This window comes from Sphingomonas sp. 22R3R2A-7 (assembly GCF_036856055.1).
Lineage (GTDB): Bacteria > Pseudomonadota > Alphaproteobacteria > Sphingomonadales > Sphingomonadaceae > Sphingomonas.
On record NZ_JASPFR010000001.1, the window covers coordinates 3613931 to 3626192 of the forward strand.

A 12262-nucleotide genomic window follows, 5' to 3' on the forward strand; every position below is an offset into this window, starting at 1 on the left:
CCTATAGGATCGCGGCGAAGAGGAGCTGGTCGTGCTGCGCAGCCAGGACGGACCGTGCGTCCTGAGCGGCGCCGACGGCTTGCCGGTACTCCACGGTCCCGAACCGTTCGGCCTCGTCGAAGCTGAATGGCACGGGATCTATCGGTGGATAAACGTTGTCGTATATCGCGCGGGCAGCCGCTCTCAGCCGCAGATCGTGCTGCATTTCGTTGCTCCATCAATGTCGAGTCGCCGCGAGCGGCATGCCCATAGCTAGGCGCGATCCCGATTGATTCTGCAAGAACATTGCAAGAACATAGACAGGGTGCAATTGGCGGGCCAACGATCCGAAGGGCTCTTGCGGTCTAGCCCGTTCAGGGCCGCATCAACAAGAGCCTCGGCGGTAATGTAGGAGTTCTCGAGGAACACGGCGTCCGTCATTCCCTGGGATGTGAGGAACTCCGTCTAGATAGTCCGGGTCAGGATGGCCTGCTCGCGGAGTCGCTTTGCTCGTATTCTAATGCGCGCGGTCCCACGTTCAGCGCCGACCCACTATCTATGCGACCTCAGGCCCCCGGTGCAGTACCCAGGCCCCCGGTGCGGTACCCAGGCCCCCGGTGCGGTACCGGGGTGTCGAGCACGGCGAATGTTTCGGGGGATGATATGACAGGACTTTCTGGGCTCCAGGCGACCAGCGCGATCAAGGACGAGTGGAAATATCCTGCGGCCAGCCCGAACGGCAGCGGGCTGTTGCAGGTCGATACCGCGCCGGATCACCACCTCCATTGGGAAGAGTACGGCAATCCGGTCGGCGAGGTCGTCATGGTTCTTCACGGCGGCCCCGGTGGTGCCTGTGCGCCAATAATGGCACGTTTCTTTGACCCCGGGCGCTACCGTGTCATTCTTTTTGATCAGCGCGGATGCGGGAAGAGCAAACCGACCGTTGCCGAGGCGGGTCCTGCCGTCGCACTTGACCACAATACGACCGATCACCTCGTCGATGACATAAACGCGTTGCGGGATGCTCTGAGCATCGACGCGCCGATGCACGTCTTTGGCGGCAGCTGGGGTAGCACACTTTCGCTCGTCTACGCGATCCGCCATCCGCGGAACGTCGGTTCGCTCACCTTGCGCGGCATCTTCATCGGCGACCGCGAGGATCTGCGCTATATGTATCAGGGTAATGCCGCGACCTTTGCCACCGCCCCGTTCGCTCTTACCGAACCCGGCAGCTACGTAGCGTATCCAGACGAATGGAAGGCGTTCGTCGAGGTCATTTCCCCCAACGAGCGGGGCGACATGATGGGGGCCTACAAGGCGATCTTCGACATGTCTCCGGCCAGTGACGCCGAGCACGCGCTCCAGCGGCGCGCTGCCCTAGCTTGGTCGGTCTGGGAAGGAACCATCTCGAACATGATTCCCAAGGACGATGGTCCGAGCAAATTCGGCGATGCTGCCTTCGCTCTATCGCTTGCGCAGATCGAGGCGCACTACTTCGCCAATCATCTGTTCCTGGAGCCGAACTACATCCTGGGCAACGTCGACAAAATCGCGGGCATTCCGACGCATATGGTGCACGGCCGCTTCGATCAGGTATGTCCGCTCACGCAGGCATCGCGCCTAGTTGAAGCAATGACCGCCGCAGGGATCGCGCCGATCACCTACGTGCGTACCAACGCAGGCCATAGCGCGATGGAATTACAGACCGCGCTCGCCCTGACCACGATCATGGATGGATTACCACCTATCCACGTATCTGGTACACGCGCGGGATAGACGATCGTCCCGCGATCAGAACTGCTCGGCGGATCACGATGAGACGGGACACTCGTCGCAGACGTAGGCGTTTCACTTCGCCTGACCCACGGTGTCTCAGATATGCTGTCCCGCTCAACACGTTGAAGCTCGACCTCGGGGTCATGACAATAACGATGAAGATGATGCTGTCTGGTCCTGTAAACGTTGCATCCACGACACGATTTTGTTTCGTAACCGGACGTATCTCGAATGGCACACGCTGTCGGACTTGATACGGTCCGCGCACGATAATGAGGCAGCAAAACCTGACCATCAGTTCGGGATCAGGGTGTAACTCTCTTCAAACGGCTCAGTTTCGGTACAGAGGGATAGACAGGTTTCGGACCTGTCGTGTGTGGGTCGGCCTGCGATATCGCTTGATGCGCACACATCCCGAGAAACGTTTTATGACTCCTTTGCCACCGCCGCGAACTTCTATGCGTCCGCGTCTACAGTCGGTTCCGAAAATGTCGCTGGTGAGCCTTATCCCGGCCATTGCTGCGCTTCTTTATCCGGGGATCCTGGACCTGTTCCATTTCCTCGTCGGAGTACAGGGCGAGGAAGTCACGGCAGCTAGCTGGGCGCTTGCTGAAATGGCGCTCGTCGCGGCGTTCGCGCCTACGGCCATAGGCATCGCCTTGGCCGTTTCGACTACCGACGTCGTGGCAGACTCATACGAGAGCCAGACCAGAGCGCGCAGGCTGGCGCTCGCTACGGTCGCGACTCCCGCGCTCTACACGATGCTGGGGGTGATGCAGGCCTTGGCGGGGAGTCGCGTTCCCGACGAGGCTGCGTGGGCCGTCCTGTGGGTGGCGGCCATGCTGCTGCTGATGTTCGCCCCTGTTCGACGCACGAACGCGGACCAGATGGTGCATAGCGGCGGACTTCGGGTGGCTCACGGCGTAAGCGCCCTGATACTGGTCGTCTTCGTGGCCTTCCATCTTACGAACCATCTGCTGGCGTGGAAGGGAGAGGCCGCGCACGCCGCTTTCATGAATGCGGGCCGTCGCGTGTATCGATCCGATATCGGAGAGCCCGTTCTGGTCGCAGCGATGCTGTTCCAGGTTTTCAGCGGTATCGTCCTGGCTTGGCGGTGGAGTGCAGTCCGAAGCGGGTTTTTCCGCACCTTTCAGATCGCATCCGGGTTCTATCTCGCGGTCTACATCGCGGGACACATGAACTCCGTCTTTGTCTACGCACGCGCCTACCTCGGTATTGCTACAGGGTGGGATTTTGCGACCGGTGCGCCGAACGGCCTGATTCACGACGGTTGGAGCGTCCGCCTCATCCCGCACTACGCGCTGGCGGTATTCTTTGTGATAACGCACCTCGGATCCGCAGTCCGGGTGGTCCTGATTGCCCACGGCGTCCGCCGGCATGTCGCGGATTGGGTTTGGGCAGGCGGAGCGGCGGTGGGTTTCGTGATGGCCGCCGCGATACTCATGGCAATGACCGGCATGCGACTGCCCGACGGTCTCTAGGCACGAATGCAGGCCTCCATGCCGAGGAGCGGTTCCGGGTTAACGAACGTCCCGGCCAGCGCCGTTCGGCCTGATCTAGCGGCATTCCTCGGGATTGCCGATCAGGCCCCGTCGCTTCGGGCGGGAGCGGCCTGCTCGAGCATCAGATCGAGAAGTCGATTGACGATGCTGCCTGCCGCGTTGCCGCGCCCTGGCGGATGCGGCGGAACCTTCAGGTTCAGGCCGCAAGCAAGAGTCCGGAAGACCAGCGACATCGTCAGTGTGTCGATGGGGGAGCCTTGTTCTCGCCGGCGAACCGTTCGGCGATGATGCCCGCATGAAACTCGGTCAGACGAGTCTCGTGCGCGAAGAACCGCTCCGCGAAGGCAGGATTGCGCTGCGCATGCAGCTGCAACTCCATCGTCATGATGTCCCAGTCGAGATCGGCGTTCAAGGTGTCCAGCCGGTCTTTGAGCTGCGTCTTGAGCGTAGTCGGATCGAGTTGCATGATCCGGTTGAACTCTGCGATCTCGTCGTCCGCATAGCGTTCCAGGAGAGCTAGCATGATCGCCTCCTTGGACTCGAAGTTCGAATAGATCGCACCTTTGGAATACCCGGCCTGCGCCGCGATCCGGTCAATCGAGGCGCCCCCATACCCATGCTTGGCGAATACCGTGCGAGCTGCGTCGAGCAGCTCCTCGCGCGTCTGTGCGTGACGTTCCGCCCGACTTATCCGCGCGCGCTTTTCCATGATGCCGGCAATAATCCATTAGCAGTGTCGTGCCAGCGCGGATCTAGACCGCGCCGGCTGGAGGACGAAGGACAAATTCGGCCATTCGTCTCCGATACAGCTGCGGGCGCTACGCGGCTACCGACCGCTCATGCGCGCGTTGTTCGAGCAGCGCGGTCATGTAGCCGGTCTCCAGGTTGACGAACTGCTCCGAGGCCGCGGCCCCCTCGAGGGTCCGGTCCGGCATGAGACCGTCGCCCATCCGATCGATCTGGACTGAGAACCACTGCATCAGATGCCCGATCTCCAGTGTCTTCTCCGGCGTAGGTGCGGTGTCGACTTCGCCTGAGATCAGTTTGCGGGCGATTTCCGGATCGGCGATGAAGGGGCGTGCCATCCCGACGAGATCGAGATCTCCGTTCTGGATCGCCTCGATCATGCCTTGTACAGACCGGAAGCCGCCCGTCACCAGGACCGGCATGTTCGCTGCCGCACGTACGGCTGCTGCGAACTCGACGAAGTACGCCTCCCGCTTGCGGGTGCTGGCGGGAATGGCGTCCGCCCCCTCATCCTTGACCGAGATGCCGACGACCTTGGGCTGCTCGAGCGATCCGCCGGAGAGCTCGAGCAGATCCAGGGAGCTGTCGTTCAGCAGGCCTACGAGCGCGATGCACTCGGCGTTGGTGAAGCCGCCCTTCTGGAAATCCGATGCATTCAACTTGATACCGATCGGAAAGTCCGGCCCGACCGCCTCGCGAACCGCCGCCATCACCTCCAGAAGGAGCCTCGACCGGTTCTCGAGCGAACCGCCCCAGCGATCGGTGCGCCGGTTGGAAAGGGGGCTGAGGAACTGCGAGATCAGGTACCCGTGAGCCGCGTGGAACTGAACTCCCGTGAAACCTGCTTTCTGCGCCAGGCCGGCAGCCGTCGCGAACTGCGCGATCGCCCGCGCTATGTCCGCCTCTGTCATCGCCTTCGGCTTGGCGAAGGTCAGCCCGAGCCCGCGTGGAACGTCGATGTCGACGTCGGAGGACGACAGGGGCTCCGGGTTGATGAAGTCCGAGACCTGGCGGCCCGTGTGGCTGAGCTGGGCCCAGAATGCGCTCCCTTCGCTGGTCGCTGCCGCAGCGACCGCAGCAAGCCGGTCAAGCCCGGTCTCGTCCGAAAGTACTACGTTGCTCGGGCGCTCGAGATGCCAGCGATCCACCTGTATGTTGCCGCTGAGAATGAGACCCGCGCCCGACTGCGCCCAGCGCTCGTAGAGCGTCACGAGGCGTGACGTGGCGTGGTTTTCAGCGTCTGACAGACCCTCGCTGGTCGCCGCCTTGACGATGCGGTTCGAGATGACGGTGCCATTGGGAAGGACGACGGGGGTACCGAGCAGGCTGGTCATATCTGATCTCCGAATTCTTGATTATTTGAAATACTAATTGGTATCCGAATATCAATAGGTATCTGGCAATCTTTCTTCGTGGCGACTGTTTTCGCCATTCGAGCATCGAGAGGGACACTGTATTTCTCTGCTTCGCTGCCCAGTTTGTCATAGTGCGTCGGCGCAGGGGGCGAGTGTTCTGCCGACGTCTCGTCTGGACCAGCCGCACGGATCTCCGGACCTTAACTGTCGGGACATAGAGGGTCGGCGGAGAGGTGCGGGGGATCCGGCGAACGGTCATTCGGCGCCACGGGTGCGCTTGACGCGGGCTGCCAGGGGAAGCAGCCCGCGCGAAGGCCAGATGAACCGTGATACGGTCTTAGTAGTCCCAATAGGACGGAACGTACGTGAACGTGTCGCCGTCGACCGCGACGTGCCCGACCGACGGAAAGGCAAGGTGGGTGGCCACGACCAGTTCGCCGGACTCGGCGAATTCCCGGAGCAGCCGAACCCGTACCCGCGCTGCTTCCTCGGGATCGTGCTCGAAGCCGTTCTGCCAGTCGGGGTGGTCGAAGCCCGGCGGGAAGATTGCGTCGCCGGCGAACGTCAGCCGATCTCCGCCGGACGAGAGACGCACGATGCTGTGCCCTGGGGTGTGGCCACCTGTGCGCGAGACGAGCACGCCCGGCGCAACCTCGTATTCGTCGCCGAAGGTGTGGATCTGGCTGCGGTATTCGTCCGCGAACCGGGTTGCCGTCTCCCTGAGCACGTCCGGCACCGGCGCCGGCATGACGGTGTGCGTAAAGTCTGGCGCCTTCCAGAAGTCGACCTCGGACTGCGCGACATGGATACGCACGTCGGGACTGAGCTTGCTCTTCACGTCGTCGACGAGAAGGCCGCCAACGTGATCCATGTGCATGTGAGTGATCACGATGTCAGTCACGGCCGAGAGATCGATACCGGCTGCCTCGAGCCGCTTCGGGAACTGCCCGGCCCGGGGGAAACCGGGAAACTGTCCGCCAAGGCCCGCGTCGACGAGGATGATCTGATCTCCGGTTTGCACCACGACCACGTTGAGAGGCCAGTCGAGCCCCTCCGGCGGCAGGAACTTCTCCTTCAACCAGCCTGCCCGGCTGTCCGGATCGGCGTTCGTCGCCAGCGTGGTGGTCGGCAAGGGCAGCACGCCGTCGCTGATCACCAGGACGTCTATCTCTCCGACGCGTAGCGCGTAGCGGGAAGAGACCATCTCTTCGGCTTGCGTTCGACCGGGATGCGAAATCTTGGCGTGCTTCATCTGATTGTCCAATCTGGATGTTTGTCGCAGCGAGCGAACAGGGCACGAGACGATCGAGACTGGTCGACGCGACCGGGGTAGATGCATCGACGACGAATCGTTCGGTACGTGTGCTGGGCGGGCAGGGATCGAGTTCGTCGAGAGCAGGTAGCTCGACCAGCCCGATCGTCTCTCGCATGACCTTCGCGATCGAAATAGAACCGAGACTACGCGGGAACGATGTACCATCGGTCGATGCCGACGCGGCTACGGCCGAGGCGGGCGGCTGCATCCGTGAGGCGCTGCTCGGGAGATCCTGCGCCGCCCCTACGAACCGTATCTATGCGCCGGCGGCGGAACGGACGGAATGCTGGCTGCATGTAGGAAGGTAGAGATGGAACGTGGTTCCGCGTCCGACGGCTGTTTCGACCCTGACCGTCCCGCCGGCGTCGCGGGCGAAGGCGAACACCTGACTGAGTCCGAGACCGGTACCCTTGCCGGCACCTTTGGTCGTGAAGAAGGGTTCGAAGATCCTGGCGGCGGTTTCCGGGCTCATCCCCGTCCCACTGTCGCTGACCGAGATTTGGACGAAGCGCCCTGCGTCGAGGTCGGGCGCCCGCGGATCTTCGCGTTCGAGATCGACGTTGGCGGTCGTTATCGAAATGGCGCCCCCATCGAGCATGGCGTCCCTGGCGTTGACGCTGAGGTTCAGGATCGCGTTCTCGAGCTGACTGACGTCTCCGCGGGTGTCCAACAGGTCGCCGCCGAGGAATACGTCCACCGTGACACCGCCCCCCAGCGTTCGCGTCAGCAGATCGACGATCCCGGATATCACCGGGTTCACCTCGATCGCGACGTGTCTGACGGGCTCCTTGCGCGCGAAGCTGAGCAGACGGGTGGTCAGGGACGTCGCCCGCCGTACAGCTTCGTCTGATCGGTCGAGGCACCGCCCGATCCCATCCTCCGACGAACCAAGCCTGTGTCGAAGCATCTCAAGACAGCCCGAGACGACCGCAAGCATGTTGTTGAAGTCGTGCGCGATGCCGCCGGCGAGCTGCCCCAAGGCGTCCATCTTCTGCGCCTGCAGGAGAGCTCCCTCGACGTCGCGACGAGCTAGCACGGCTTCGGCCCTTTCCGTCGAGGCGATGGCGACGAGCTCCAAGGCGTGCCACCGTCGCAGGACCGCCCACAGCAGCGAAGCGGTGAGAAGCCCAACGAGGGCCACGGCGACGCCGATCGCCCACGCCTCACTCCTCCAACCCGCCAGCAGGGTCTTCTCGTCCCGTCCGACGGCGACGTGGATCGAGAAGTCGTGCGTGATCGTCGTCGCGACGAGGCGTGGCCGCGACGACCCGTCCGCGGCGGTCGGCTCTTCTCGCCGAACGCCTGGAACGTTGCCGCTCGCGGCGCCGGCCGGTCCGCTGGAGGCTACATGAGGATCCGACGAACCCTCGTTCGGGAACGCCGTGATCAGGTCGCCGCCCGGACGGCGCAGCGCGATGAACTCGCCGGGCAGAAGGCGTAGGGTCTCGTAGAACCGGTTGAAGTAGTTCAGCCGGATCGCGCCTATCACGATGCCGGCGAAACTGCCGTCCGGACCTGAGAGCCTCCGAACGAGGTAGACCGTCGGCTGCTTGGTGAACCGATCGACGAGGGGCTCGCTGATGTACGGGGCGTCCGGCGTCCTTTCGATCATCGCACGGAAATACGAACGGTCGGAGAGGTTCCAATACCGTACGGGCCACTCTCGCGAGTAGTTCGCTATCCTACCATCCGCGGCGACGATCGTGACCGCTTCCAGTTGAGGAAGGCCTGACAGGCGGGCCCGAAGCTCCTGATGCATGGCCTTCGTGGACGCCCGTCTGGCGACAGTGCCGCTCGTCATTTCGCCGCTGGCCGCAAGGCGTGCCGCGACGCCGTCGAGCACGAGTCGAACGCTCTGGAAGGAACGCTCCGTCTCGCCCGCCAGGAGAAGATCGAGGGTCCGCAGTTCCCGCTCGGCGTCGTCCAGTCGACCGGCATGGCGCGCCACCACCAAGGCCAGCGCGGCGGCTGCGAGCGACGCGACGAACAACGTTCCCAGCAGGACGAGGAGGCGGGCCGCCGGCACACGGACGTGTGTGCGAGGCGACGATGAAGGAAGAAGCGTAGCCGAAGGCGGTCCGACCGGGTTGCCGATCACGACGGGCGTCCTGTCGGACGGCGAAGAGGCGTGGGCGTGAAACATCCATTTGCATGCGGTGACGTCCTCGGACGACTCTCCACGGAGGCGCCCTCGATGCCGCTGGAGGGCATGCGACAAAGGCGTTCGGGCCGTGACGCCGGTCCGTCCGGTTTGGTGAGGATGTCCATTATTAATGGGGTAGGTTCGGCAGGGAGCGACTTCCAGAACCGAGACGCGCGGAAGGGTCTGTACCAAGTCGTTCGGCCACCATCTGCATACCGGGCAGGAGGAGGTACTGGTCCCGTCACGCGCCGATTAGACCTTTTGTATAGCTAGGACGAACGTGGCGTTGGGCTGATGGGTGACCTCTGCAGCGGCATATCCGCTATGAGGGACCAGTAACTTGTCCAGTTTGCCCCTGTTTGCGGTTGTCGACGACGACGAGGCGATGCGGGAGGCACTCGCCGATCTCATCGAGGTGTTTGACTTCGACTGCCGCACCTTCGACGGAAGCGAGAGCTTCATGGAGGCGTACGAGCCCGAGCGCTTCGTCGCGCTGATCACCGATCTGAATCTGCTGGGTGAAAGCGGGTTGCAGCTTCAAAGGCGACTGTTCCGGATCGATCCGTCGTTTCCGGTCATCATAATTTCCGCCCAGGGAGATGCCGCGACCCGTACTCGCGCGATGAGTACCGGCGCGTTGGCCTATCTGACCAAGCCGCTCGACGACAGATTGCTTCTCAAGCATCTGCAGGGGGTTCTCGACGACCGCGCGGCGGTGGGGCGGTGCTGATGCGGACGGGGATCGGCAGTGGATGGAAGCCGGGAAGTCCACGGTTGAACACCCGTTGGCCGATCAGCCGAACGAGCTTCGATCGCGATCGTCACTGTTCGGCCGTTCGCCCGTGAGCGCTTCGTCATCGATTTTCGACGTGCCGGAACGCAGCGTCAAGACGCCGGGAGGGGCCGTCTTCCGCGCTGGCGACGACCTTGCCGAGCTATGTTCCGAAAGCGTCATAGTCTTCGGCCTCGACGGCACCATCCGGGCCTGGAACGGGCGGGCCGCCGAACTCTACGGGTTCACCGCCGAGGAGGCCATCGGTAGCCACGTCGACATTCTGGCCGCTCCGGGGCATCTTCCCAACGATGCCGCGTACGAGGTTCTCGCTCGGACCGGCAGCTGGTCCGGGCAGCTGCGACGCCTGACGACGGGGCTGAAGGAACGGGTCGTGTACTCGCGCTGGACGCGGCATGCGGATGCATCGGGCCGGATCGACGGCACGATCGAGTTCAGCTCCTTGGTCTCACAGGATGAGGCCTATGCGCGATTTACGGCAGCAGAGGAGCGTTACCGGCAGCTGTTCATGCGAGCGCCGGTGGCGCTGATGCTCGCGGACGGGCGAGGTATCGGGCGGCTCGTTCGTGAACTGCGCGCGGCTGGAATTACGGACCCCGCCGCATATGTTGAGGCGAACCCGGAATACCTCGATCAGGCCTTGGACATCGTCGCCGTCGCCGAGGTCAACGACCACGCCACGACCCTGTTCGGAGCGGCGTCGGCGCATGATCTGGTCGGTCCCGTTCGCGCGCTCTGGGTGGATTCGCCCGATACCTTCAAACGTGCGCTCATCGCTCGGTTCGAAGGGGTCCCGTACTTCGCCGAGGAGACGAGGATGCGGACACGGGACGGTCGCACGATAGACATCCTCTTCTCTCTGGCGTTTCCATCTCCCGACACCTTCCTGGGTGCCAGCCTGATGGGCATGCTGGATATCACCGATCGGCGGAACGCCGAGACCCAGCTACAGAAGTTGCAGTCCGAGTTCGCCCACGGAGCTCGCATCTCGATGCTCGGTGAGTTGACCGCGTCCGTCGCTCACGAATTGACCCAGCCGCTGGGTGCGATCTCGGCTAACGGACAGGCGGCGCTGCGGTGGCTCGACAAAACCTTGCCAAACCTCCCCCGGGCGACCGATCGGATCGCCCGCATCATCACCGATGCGCATCGGGCGGCGCAGATCATCCAGCGGATCCGCGGTATGGCGAACAACGTCGCTGCCGAAAGGCGGTTGACGGACATGAGCGAAGTGGCGCGTGAGGTGCTGCTGTTCCTTCGTCACGATCTGGACGAGAAGCGCGTCGCCGTTTCCGCGGAGTTCGCCGCGGGACTGCCGCCGGCCCGGTGCGACCGGATCCAGATCCAGCAGGTCATGGTCAACCTGATCATCAACAGCATGCAGGCAATGAGCCAAGGGCACGGTTCCGAGCGAAGCGTCCATCTGCGGACATACGTCGACCATGCAGGCCACGTCGCCTTCTCGATCCGGGATAGCGGGCCGGGCGTCGATGCCGAGCACATGGACGTCGTGTTCAACGGTTTCTTCACGACGAAGGTCGACGGCATGGGCATGGGGCTGACGATATGCCAGTCCATCATCGCTGCGCATGGCGGTGAGATCGGAGTGTCCAACATGGCCGATGGCGGCGCATGCTTCCACTTCGCGATACCCGCCGAAGGTGTCGGCGGCCCATCCTAACAGGGAGGTGGGACGAGACCGCCTGACACCGGATCGGAACGCCATAGCTGAGGGCCGCCCATCGGATCGCCGCGTCGCCGGGACCGCCGGCCGCGTTGGCAGACGGCTTGGACGCCGGTGGGCGCCGGGTGCGGATCCCAGCCGGTGATCCCGCGTGCTATACTCGATCGTCCGTCCATTGGCCCGCCAAACGGGCAAGCTGTCGACGCGCCCGATCCAGGGCCTCCGCGCACTCTTCCGGCTGAGCGAACTGGACCGGCTGCGCGTCGACGAAGGTGGGTTCGTCCACGCCCATGAACCCGAACGCGGCCCGAACCGCAGGGGTGAGGCCATCCATGTGGGCCAGCGGGGATCCCGCTCGCATGTCTACGCCCCGGGTGGTGATGAAAAGCACCTTCTTTCCGCCGAGCCGTCCGACGTATCGTCCGTCGGCAGCGACGTCGTAGGTGACGTTCGTTCTCACGATGGCGTCTATGAACGCCTTGAAGGTGGAGGGCATCGTGAAGTTGTACATCGGCATCGCGAAGACGAGGAAATCGGCCGAGAGCAGGCGCTCGCATAGCGCGTCCGACTCAGCCAGCGTCGCGCGCATGTCGGACGTCCTGTCGTTCGCCGGGGTGTAGGTGGCCGTTATGAATTCCGCGGTTACGTGCGGAGGGGCCTCTCGTGACAGATCCAGATGGTCGACGGACATGTCGGGGGATCGGGAAAGCATCGCTTCCACGAAGCCCCGCGAGAGCGAGCGGGATTTGGAGATTTCGCCCCGGGGGCTGGAATCGACGTGCAGCAGTCGCATTGTCGTGCCTCTTCGATGAATGGTTCGTGGAACGAGGCCGGGACGGTTCAGGCACCCGCCGCGATAAGCTCGCGAAGCGTTCCGCAAGCCTGCTCGAGGTGGCCCTTGCGGAGATTGGTGACACCCAGGAGGAAGCCTGGCTGGGCATCTTCCC

Annotated in this window: 11 protein-coding genes; 4 read left to right on the forward strand and 7 right to left on the reverse strand. The window is 63.3% G+C overall.

From position 1 onward, the window contains the following. Position 1 precedes the first annotated feature (1 nt). Complete coding sequence (locus QP165_RS17325; protein ID WP_333996539.1) at positions 2-205, reverse strand: hypothetical protein; 204 nt, start codon at positions 203-205, stop codon at positions 2-4. A gap of 437 nt (positions 206-642) precedes the next feature. On the opposite strand from QP165_RS17325, the gene pip reads away from it, so the two are divergent. Together pip and QP165_RS17335 are read left to right on the forward strand one after the other, a co-directional pair. Beyond that, positions 643-1755 carry a prolyl aminopeptidase gene (gene pip, locus QP165_RS17330; RefSeq protein WP_333996540.1) on the forward strand — a complete coding sequence of 371 codons (1113 nt, stop codon included), beginning with the start codon at positions 643-645 and terminating at the stop codon, positions 1753-1755. Positions 1756-2243: 488 nt separating this feature from the next. Continuing rightward, a complete protein-coding gene (locus QP165_RS17335; RefSeq protein WP_333996541.1) occupies positions 2244-3257 on the forward strand; it encodes a hypothetical protein in 1014 nt (337 codons plus the stop codon). 101 nt (positions 3258-3358) lie between these two features. On the opposite strand, the gene QP165_RS17340 is transcribed toward QP165_RS17335, so the two are convergent. From QP165_RS17340 to QP165_RS17360, 5 genes are all read right to left on the reverse strand, one after another. Beyond that, a complete protein-coding gene (locus QP165_RS17340) occupies positions 3359-3511 on the reverse strand; it encodes a hypothetical protein (RefSeq protein ID WP_333996542.1) in 153 nt (50 codons plus the stop codon). Positions 3512-3513: 2 nt separating this feature from the next. After that, a complete protein-coding gene (locus QP165_RS17345) occupies positions 3514-3987 on the reverse strand; it encodes a TetR/AcrR family transcriptional regulator (RefSeq protein WP_333996543.1) in 474 nt (157 codons plus the stop codon). Positions 3988-4096: 109 nt separating this feature from the next. Then, positions 4097-5359 carry an NADH:flavin oxidoreductase/NADH oxidase family protein gene (locus QP165_RS17350; protein ID WP_333996544.1) on the reverse strand — a complete coding sequence of 421 codons (1263 nt, stop codon included), beginning with the start codon at positions 5357-5359 and terminating at the stop codon, positions 4097-4099. 358 nt (positions 5360-5717) lie between these two features. After that, a complete protein-coding gene (locus QP165_RS17355; RefSeq protein WP_333996545.1) occupies positions 5718-6632 on the reverse strand; it encodes an MBL fold metallo-hydrolase in 915 nt (304 codons plus the stop codon). A 319-nt stretch (positions 6633-6951) separates the two neighbouring features. After that, a complete protein-coding gene (locus QP165_RS17360; RefSeq protein WP_333996546.1) occupies positions 6952-8793 on the reverse strand; it encodes an ATP-binding protein in 1842 nt (613 codons plus the stop codon). Positions 8794-9187: 394 nt separating this feature from the next. Between QP165_RS17360 and QP165_RS17365 the strand changes: the two genes are divergently transcribed. Beyond that, complete coding sequence (locus QP165_RS17365) at positions 9188-9568, forward strand: response regulator transcription factor (protein WP_333996547.1); 381 nt, start codon at positions 9188-9190, stop codon at positions 9566-9568. A gap of 22 nt (positions 9569-9590) precedes the next feature. Beyond that, positions 9591-11312, forward strand: a complete 1722-nt coding sequence (locus tag QP165_RS17370) for a PAS domain-containing sensor histidine kinase (protein ID WP_333996548.1) — start codon at positions 9591-9593, stop codon at positions 11310-11312. A gap of 157 nt (positions 11313-11469) precedes the next feature. On the opposite strand, the gene QP165_RS17375 is transcribed toward QP165_RS17370, so the two are convergent. Further along, entirely contained in the window at positions 11470-12108 is a 639-nt protein-coding gene (locus tag QP165_RS17375) for an FMN-dependent NADH-azoreductase (protein WP_333996549.1), read from the reverse strand. Positions 12109-12262: the final 154 nt, after the last annotated feature.

Excerpts from the sequence above, each read along its gene's own strand:
- QP165_RS17325 (WP_333996539.1), bottom strand. The coding sequence starts at position 205 with ATGCAGCACGATCTGCGGCTGAGAGCGGCTGCCCGCGCGATATACGAC.
- pip (WP_333996540.1), top strand. The coding sequence starts at position 643 with ATGACAGGACTTTCTGGGCTCCAGGCGACCAGCGCGATCAAGGACGAG.
- QP165_RS17335 (WP_333996541.1), top strand. The coding sequence starts at position 2,244 with ATGTCGCTGGTGAGCCTTATCCCGGCCATTGCTGCGCTTCTTTATCCG.
- QP165_RS17340 (WP_333996542.1), bottom strand. The coding sequence starts at position 3,511 with ATGTCGCTGGTCTTCCGGACTCTTGCTTGCGGCCTGAACCTGAAGGTT.
- QP165_RS17345 (WP_333996543.1), bottom strand. The coding sequence starts at position 3,987 with ATGGAAAAGCGCGCGCGGATAAGTCGGGCGGAACGTCACGCACAGACG.
- QP165_RS17350 (WP_333996544.1), bottom strand. The coding sequence starts at position 5,359 with ATGACCAGCCTGCTCGGTACCCCCGTCGTCCTTCCCAATGGCACCGTC.
- QP165_RS17355 (WP_333996545.1), bottom strand. The coding sequence starts at position 6,632 with ATGAAGCACGCCAAGATTTCGCATCCCGGTCGAACGCAAGCCGAAGAG.
- QP165_RS17370 (WP_333996548.1), top strand. The coding sequence starts at position 9,591 with ATGGAAGCCGGGAAGTCCACGGTTGAACACCCGTTGGCCGATCAGCCG.
- QP165_RS17375 (WP_333996549.1), bottom strand. The coding sequence starts at position 12,108 with ATGCGACTGCTGCACGTCGATTCCAGCCCCCGGGGCGAAATCTCCAAA.